Origin of the sequence: uncultured Paraglaciecola sp. (assembly GCF_937123705.1) — a bacterium.
Taxonomy (GTDB): domain Bacteria; phylum Pseudomonadota; class Gammaproteobacteria; order Enterobacterales; family Alteromonadaceae; genus Paraglaciecola.
In genome coordinates this window covers 1-5,983 of record NZ_CAKZKO010000188.1, presented here as the reverse complement: position 1 = coordinate 5,983, position 5,983 = coordinate 1, and the positions used below count along the sequence as shown (strand labels likewise).

At 47.3% G+C, this 5,983-nt stretch carries 9 protein-coding genes; 6 read left to right on the top strand and 3 right to left on the bottom strand.

The window, feature by feature from the left end:
- Positions 1–74: 74 nt before the first annotated feature.
- Positions 75–497, bottom strand: coding sequence for an organic hydroperoxide resistance protein (locus Q0688_RS23455; RefSeq protein ID WP_299083019.1), 423 nt, complete (start codon positions 495–497; stop codon positions 75–77).
- A gap of 115 nt (positions 498–612) precedes the next feature.
- On the opposite strand from Q0688_RS23455, the gene Q0688_RS23450 reads away from it, so the two are divergent.
- Positions 613–1,068, top strand: a complete 456-nt coding sequence (locus Q0688_RS23450) for a MarR family winged helix-turn-helix transcriptional regulator (RefSeq protein WP_299083017.1) — start codon at positions 613–615, stop codon at positions 1,066–1,068.
- Here Q0688_RS23450 and Q0688_RS23445 read toward each other — a convergent pair.
- A complete protein-coding gene (locus tag Q0688_RS23445; RefSeq protein ID WP_299083014.1) occupies positions 1,062–2,039 on the bottom strand; it encodes an IS481 family transposase in 978 nt (325 codons plus the stop codon). The two genes, Q0688_RS23450 and Q0688_RS23445, sit on opposite strands and share 7 nt — an antisense overlap.
- Positions 2,040–2,185: 146 nt before the next feature.
- Between Q0688_RS23445 and merR the strand changes: the two genes are divergently transcribed.
- The 5 genes from merR to merA all read left to right on the top strand — a co-directional run bounded on the left by merR (position 2,186) and on the right by merA (position 5,476).
- Positions 2,186–2,575 carry an Hg(II)-responsive transcriptional regulator gene (merR, locus tag Q0688_RS23440; RefSeq protein ID WP_028867973.1) on the top strand — a complete coding sequence of 130 codons (390 nt, stop codon included), beginning with the start codon at positions 2,186–2,188 and terminating at the stop codon, positions 2,573–2,575.
- An 84-nt stretch (positions 2,576–2,659) separates the two neighbouring features.
- The gene (locus tag Q0688_RS23435; protein ID WP_028867974.1) at positions 2,660–3,007 is read left to right on the top strand and encodes a mercuric transporter MerT family protein; all 348 of its coding nucleotides are present in this window, start codon (positions 2,660–2,662) and stop codon (positions 3,005–3,007) included.
- 59 nt (positions 3,008–3,066) lie between these two features.
- Complete coding sequence (gene merP, locus Q0688_RS23430) at positions 3,067–3,342, top strand: mercury resistance system periplasmic binding protein MerP (RefSeq protein ID WP_028867975.1); 276 nt, start codon at positions 3,067–3,069, stop codon at positions 3,340–3,342.
- A 9-nt stretch (positions 3,343–3,351) separates the two neighbouring features.
- Positions 3,352–3,765 (top strand): organomercurial transporter MerC, encoded by a 414-nt coding sequence (merC, locus tag Q0688_RS23425; RefSeq protein ID WP_154622165.1) that lies wholly within the window; start codon positions 3,352–3,354, stop codon positions 3,763–3,765.
- A 37-nt stretch (positions 3,766–3,802) separates the two neighbouring features.
- On the top strand, positions 3,803–5,476 hold the full coding sequence (merA, locus tag Q0688_RS23420; RefSeq protein ID WP_028867977.1) for a mercury(II) reductase: 1,674 nt from the start codon (positions 3,803–3,805) through the stop codon (positions 5,474–5,476).
- 105 nt (positions 5,477–5,581) lie between these two features.
- On the opposite strand, the gene eexR is transcribed toward merA, so the two are convergent.
- A partial coding sequence (eexR, locus tag Q0688_RS23415) for an entry exclusion protein EexR (RefSeq protein WP_299083008.1) occupies positions 5,582–5,983 on the bottom strand: 402 nt, incomplete at its 5' end.

The window sequence follows — 5,983 nt, the reverse complement described above, 5'->3', positions numbered from 1 at the left end:
TGATCGCCCTAATATCTGACCTCACTATGAAGTCAATAGAGCCAAGTGGCTCCTTTATACCGTTTGATCAGCATCTAAATCACTTCGCCATTAACCGTAATCGCTACGTCAATATTTCCGCGTACGGCGTTTGAGTACGGACAAACCTGGTGAGCGAGTTTGGCCAATTCAACCGCCTGCAACTGAGGCAAATCGAGTGTCGCCTCCAAACTAACGGTAAGAACAAAACCACCTGCTTGGCTTACATTAATACCAACTCCGGCGGTGACTGGGACTTGCGAGACTTTTTCCTGGGCTTCTCGCGCGACATGTAAAATAGCGTTAGAGAAGCATGCAGCGTAGCCCGCAGCAAAAAGCTGCTCTGGATTAGTCGCGACACCAGTACCTCCCATCTCTTTTGGATAACTAAGATCAAGACTAAGTAATCCATCATCTGTGGAAACCATACCATTGCGGCCTGCTGAGGCCGTTGCTTGCGTTTTGTAAAGCGTTTTCATAAGAAGCTCTCCAGGGATAATCATTGCGCGCAATTACATTGTGCGCAATGATTATATGGCTTTCCCCAACTTATACAAGTAAATTGTGCACAATTCTTAATTGGAGATCCGAGGTATGAAGACTCGCGAAGATTTCATAGACCCTGAAGAAGTACTTAAGCTAGAAAACCAAGTCTGTTTTCCACTTTATAGTTCAGCCAACGCAGTAGTACGGAACTATCGACCACTGTTGGAACAGCTTGATTTAACCTACCTTCAATATTTGGTGATGATGGTACTTTGGTCTGAAAACGGTATAAATGTTAAAGAACTAGGCAGCAAGCTTTACTTAGATTCAGGCACGATTACACCTCTGCTTAAACGGCTGGAAACCAAGGCACTTGTACGTAGAACACGCTGCGAACACGATGAACGTATACGGAAGCTCTATCTAACCCAAGCAGGATTTGATTTGAAGAAAAAGGCTCAAACTATACCAAATGCAATGGTGTGCAAGTTAGATATAGAGCTAGACGACCTTGTCCAACTCAAGCACTTGTGTGAAAAAATTATTCTTAGACTTAATCAATAACTGTCAGGTCCCGGACGATTCACTGGTTTAATGCGAAATAACTCCGGTGAACTTCGATAATACTCCTTGAGCTTATCAAGCGGCGTTATGTGTCCGAGTGCTTTTTGAGCGATATGCTGATTGTAGATAAGTCCATATCTTTGCAGCGTGTCACTGAGGTCATCTGACGATTCAAATGTCGTTCGCTTCAGTATATCGGCAATGCGGCCATTGAAGCGCTCCACCATACCATTGGTCTGCGGATGCTTTGGCTTGATCAGACGATGCTCTATTCCCTGGGCGGTACATTCTTTATCGAACAGGTGTTTTCCGGTTGGGGCTCTCTGCCCCGTTGCACAAAATCGATCCGTGAATTCCTTGCCGTTATCAGTCAGAGTGGTTTTCACTTTGAAAGGTGCACTTTTTACCAGCCGCTTGAGAAAGCTACGCGCAGAGCCTGCGGTCTTATCAGGCAATACTTCCATATAAACCCAGCGAGTTGCCCGGTCTATGCCTACAAACAGATACTTACGCCGCTTCTCATCGGGCATTTGTGGCAGATATTTTACATCGATGTGAACGTAGCCGGGATCATAAGCCTTGAATGATTTAGGCGACGGTGTGGGTTCAGTATCGGGGATGAGGTCCGCCAGCCTGCTGACATTATACCGGCGCAGGCAGCGATCCAGTGCTGAGCGAGAGACTGCCGGATTAATAAACTCGCGTGTTACGACCAGCAGGTCATCCAGCGACAGGAGCAGTAGCTTGCGCAGCTCGACCACTAGTAATTCTTGCACGGGTGACATGGTAGTTTGTAATCTAAGCGGGGTATGGGAACCGTCTTGAACAGAATCGCGCTTGCGCCAGCTACGGACGGTTGATTCAGCAATACCAAGCTCTCTGGACAGCACAGACGCGGGCTTATCCGATTCCTGTATGTACTTACGTATCCGGGGTGTTGTGGTCGCGTTAGCGTGTAATTTAACCTGCATAAGCTTGGGTCCTTAAGCTCTCAACAAACGATTGCATCCATCGTCGGGATTTCAGCAGATTTTCGCTACGATGGTCAAGATAATCATCAGGGACCCAACAGATAGGGATATATTTCTCCGTACTTAGATACGGAGAAATATATCACATGTACACAATTGGAAAATTAGCCGAACAAGCTAGTATCAATGTTGAGACTGTTCGTTATTACGAACGACGTGGTCTTATAGAAAAACCTGAAAAACCGCATCTAGGCTACCGACTTTATCCTTTGGCAACATTAAACCGAATAAAATTCATTAAACGTTCCCAAGATCTTGGGTTCACTTTGGAAGAAATCTCCAATTTACTCAGCCTTAATGACACTCCCTGTATAGAAGTGCAAGAAATGACTTTACACAAGCTTGCAAGTGTGAAAGCCAAAATAGCAGGTCTTCGCCGCTTAGAAACCGTTCTCACAGAATTATTGAATGAGTGTAATTCTAATACTAACCAATCCCACTGTCCCATTATTGATTCCCTACTTCCTGAAGATTAATAATGAGTCAAATTTTATCTTGACTCCGTAGTTGGGTACGGGGTTTAAGCTTGTTTTACTAAAGTACGATAAGTAGAGTGAGTTATGTCAAAAAGTAATCCCAACTTTCCAATCATCGGCGGTGTTATTGCCGCTATTGGCGCTGGTCTTTGCTGCGCTGGTCCTTTCGTCTTGTTGCTGCTAGGCGTGAGTGGCTCCTGGATTGGTAATTTAACCTTGTTAGAACCTTATCGTCCCATTTTTATCCTGCTGGTTTTAGCCTTATTTGGCTTCGCAGGCTGGAAGGTCTATCGCCCCGTCGAGGACTGTGAGCCAGGCACCGCCTGTGCAGTTCCTCAAGTGCGAAAACGTCGGCAGGTGATCTTTTGGTTAACGGCACTGACTGCGTTGGTTTTAGTCACCAGTAATTATTGGATTGTCTGGTTTGCCTGATGACGATTTCTAACCTTTTATTTTGATTAAATCTTTATGGCTTGCTCTTGGAGAAAATTATGAAAACACTCGCCCTAATGTCCCTGTTCGTACTGACCAGCCTGAACGCTTTAGCTGCCCCGAAAACAGTTACTTTGGAAGTCCCAACCATGAACTGTGTGACCTGTCCCTTTACCGTGGAAAAAGCCTTACAAAAAGTCGATGGCGTCAGTAAAGCCGAAGTGACCTTTAAGACCAAACTGGCGGTGGTCACCTTCGACGACGAAAAAACCACGGTAAAAGCACTGACCGAAGCCACCACTAACGCGGGTTATCCGTCAACGCTCAAGGAGTAAAGCATAGAAATGCTAATACGGTTACTGACCCGGTTCGGCGATAAGATTAGCTCATTGGGCGCGCTGGTTTCTGCTATGGGATGCGCCATGTGTTTCCCGGCCATTGCCAGTCTGGGCGCTGCGGTAGGACTGGGTTTTCTCAGCCAATGGGAAGGTCTGTTTGTTAGCACGCTATTACCCCTGTTTGCCTGGATTGCCTTGGTACTCAACGGACTTGGCTGGTTCAGCCACCGGCAATGGCACCGTAGTGCGCTGGGTGTGGCCGGCCCCATTTTATTGCTGTTATCGCTCTATCCGTTTTTCCAGTACGGCTGGAGCAGCTATGTCACCTATTCAGCATTAGGCCTGATGGTTGCCGTATCGCTTTGGGATATTTTTTCACCGGCGAATAAACGCTGTGATGATGACAGCTGTGCTGTTTAACACGACGCAATGCCTGACTACTATTTGAGGAAAACGAATGATCTTACTATCGATAGAAGGGATGACCTGTCCAAGTTGCGTCGCCCACGTTAAAGAAGCACTCGATGCGATCGAAGGCGTTAATAAGGTTGAAATATCTTATGAAAACGCCAGAGCAACGATCACCACGAACGGTGGGGTCAGCGTAACCGTTCTCATTGGAGCAATAGAAGCTCTCGGTTATATCGCAAAAGAATCCACTGGCACTGCAAAAGAAATTACTTCACCGAACGACTGCTGTGACAACGAAAATGCAAGCAACACTGAAAGCAACCAAACTCAACATGTGGCGATTATCGGTACGGGTTCCGGCGCTTTTGCCTGCGCTATTAAAGCCGCTGAAGGTGGTGCCAAGGTCACTCTTATTGAGGGAGCCGATGTGATTGGCGGCTGTTGCGTGAATGTCGGCTGCGTACCCTCAAAAATTCTAATCCGCGCCGCTCAATTGGCTCAGCAGCAACGCAATAATCCCTTTACCGGACTGGAAAATCATGCGCCCCAATTGAGTCGAGCCTTGTTGACTCAGCAGCAGACCGCTCGGGTCGAAGAGCTGCGCGCGGCAAAGTACCAGAATATTCTGGAGACAAATCCTGCGCTTAGTTTACTTAAAGGTTGGGCGCAATTTAAAAATGCCAACACCCTGATAGTCAGAAAAAATGATGGAACCGAGCAGGCAGTTCACGCCGATAAAATCCTGATCGCTACCGGCTCCACGCCAACCATTCCTCCTATTGATGGTTTAACTGAAACACCTTATTGGACCTCTACCGAAGCGCTGTTTGCTCAGGAATTGCCGCAGCACCTGGTCGTGATTGGTTCGTCGGTTGTAGCGCTGGAAATTGCCCAGGCTTATCGCCGTTTAGGCAGTGAAGTCACCATATTAGCAAGACATACATTGCTTTATCGGGAAGATCCCTTGCTCGGTGAAAAACTCACCGGATGTTTTGAAAAAGAAGGCATTCGAGTATTAAACAGTACGCAAGCTACCAAGGTGACCCACGATGGAAGCCAATTTACATTGGAAACTAACGCGGGCGATCTACGCTGCGATCGTTTGCTGGTAAGCACCGGGCGACACGCCAATACTTGCCAACTCAATCTGGGCGCGGTGGGTGTTACGACCAACAAAAAGGGCGAAATCGTTGTTAACGAACGCATGGAAACGAATGTTCCCGGTATTTACGCCGCCGGAGACTGCTGCAACATGCCGCAATTCGTCTATGTCGCCGCGGCCGCCGGTAGCCGTTCCGGCATCAACATGACGGGCGGATACGCCAAACTGGATCTATCCACCATGCCAGCAGTGATTTTTACCGATCCCCAGGTGGCAACTGTTGGGCTCACGGAAGAGCAAGCCAACGCACAAGACATTGAAACCGACAGTCGTGTATTGGAGATGGAGAACGTGCCGCGCGCACTGGCGAATTTCGAGACCGATGGTTTTATCAAATTGGTGACGGAAAAAGCCACTGGCCGCCTGATCGGGGCGCAGATTCTGGCGCATGAAGGTGGAGAACTGATCCAGAGTGCGGCGCTGGCGATCCGCAACCGTATGACGGTGACGGAATTAGCCGACCAGCTTTTCCCTTACCTGACTATGGTGGAGGGTTTGAAGCTCTGCGCCCAAACCTTTAACAAGGATGTCAAAGAACTGTCCTGTTGTGCTGGGTAACGAACTTGAGTTGATCCGTATTCATTGATGGAAATGGCATTTTTCATTCGTAGTACGAAAGTGCCAATCAATTTTTTGAGTATAAGTAAAAAAGCAGTCAATTTACTATGACCTTGTTTTTTTAGGGAGGATAGATGAGCGACCATCTGCAAATTCGTTTACCCAGTACCAATATTTTTTTTCGCTCAGGCTTAGTTCTCGACCGGTATCTTTCAGTTGCCTTTGAAACAAGCGGATTAGACCGCTTAAGCCTAAGAAAGCTAAGCCGACACAGAAAATTGTCCAACTCGCTTGCCAATATGCGATTGCTAAAAACATAGTGGTGATGGCTATAAGGCCGATGGGGTTGCAGGTCGCTTTGAATCCCAAGTAGCTGAAAAAAACGACGGTGCAGAACAGAAATGGCAGAGCCGCTAACTTGGCAGATGCCGTTAATATTTCTGATGGAAAAAAATGAGCCGCAGCCAAAGTCGCCAGAAAAAGCCCCAGTGATATAAACCAGCAGCG

Bases quoted from the DNA above. Each gene is read 5' to 3' on its own strand.
- merP (WP_028867975.1), top strand. From the start codon at position 3,067: ATGAAAACACTCGCCCTAATGTCCCTGTTCGTACTGACCAGCCTGAAC.
- merR (WP_028867973.1), top strand. From the start codon at position 2,186: ATGTACACAATTGGAAAATTAGCCGAACAAGCTAGTATCAATGTTGAG.
- Q0688_RS23445 (WP_299083014.1), bottom strand. From the start codon at position 2,039: ATGCAGGTTAAATTACACGCTAACGCGACCACAACACCCCGGATACGT.
- merA (WP_028867977.1), top strand. From the start codon at position 3,803: ATGATCTTACTATCGATAGAAGGGATGACCTGTCCAAGTTGCGTCGCC.
- Q0688_RS23435 (WP_028867974.1), top strand. From the start codon at position 2,660: ATGTCAAAAAGTAATCCCAACTTTCCAATCATCGGCGGTGTTATTGCC.
- Q0688_RS23455 (WP_299083019.1), bottom strand. From the start codon at position 497: ATGAAAACGCTTTACAAAACGCAAGCAACGGCCTCAGCAGGCCGCAAT.
- merC (WP_154622165.1), top strand. From the start codon at position 3,352: ATGCTAATACGGTTACTGACCCGGTTCGGCGATAAGATTAGCTCATTG.
- Q0688_RS23450 (WP_299083017.1), top strand. From the start codon at position 613: ATGAAGACTCGCGAAGATTTCATAGACCCTGAAGAAGTACTTAAGCTA.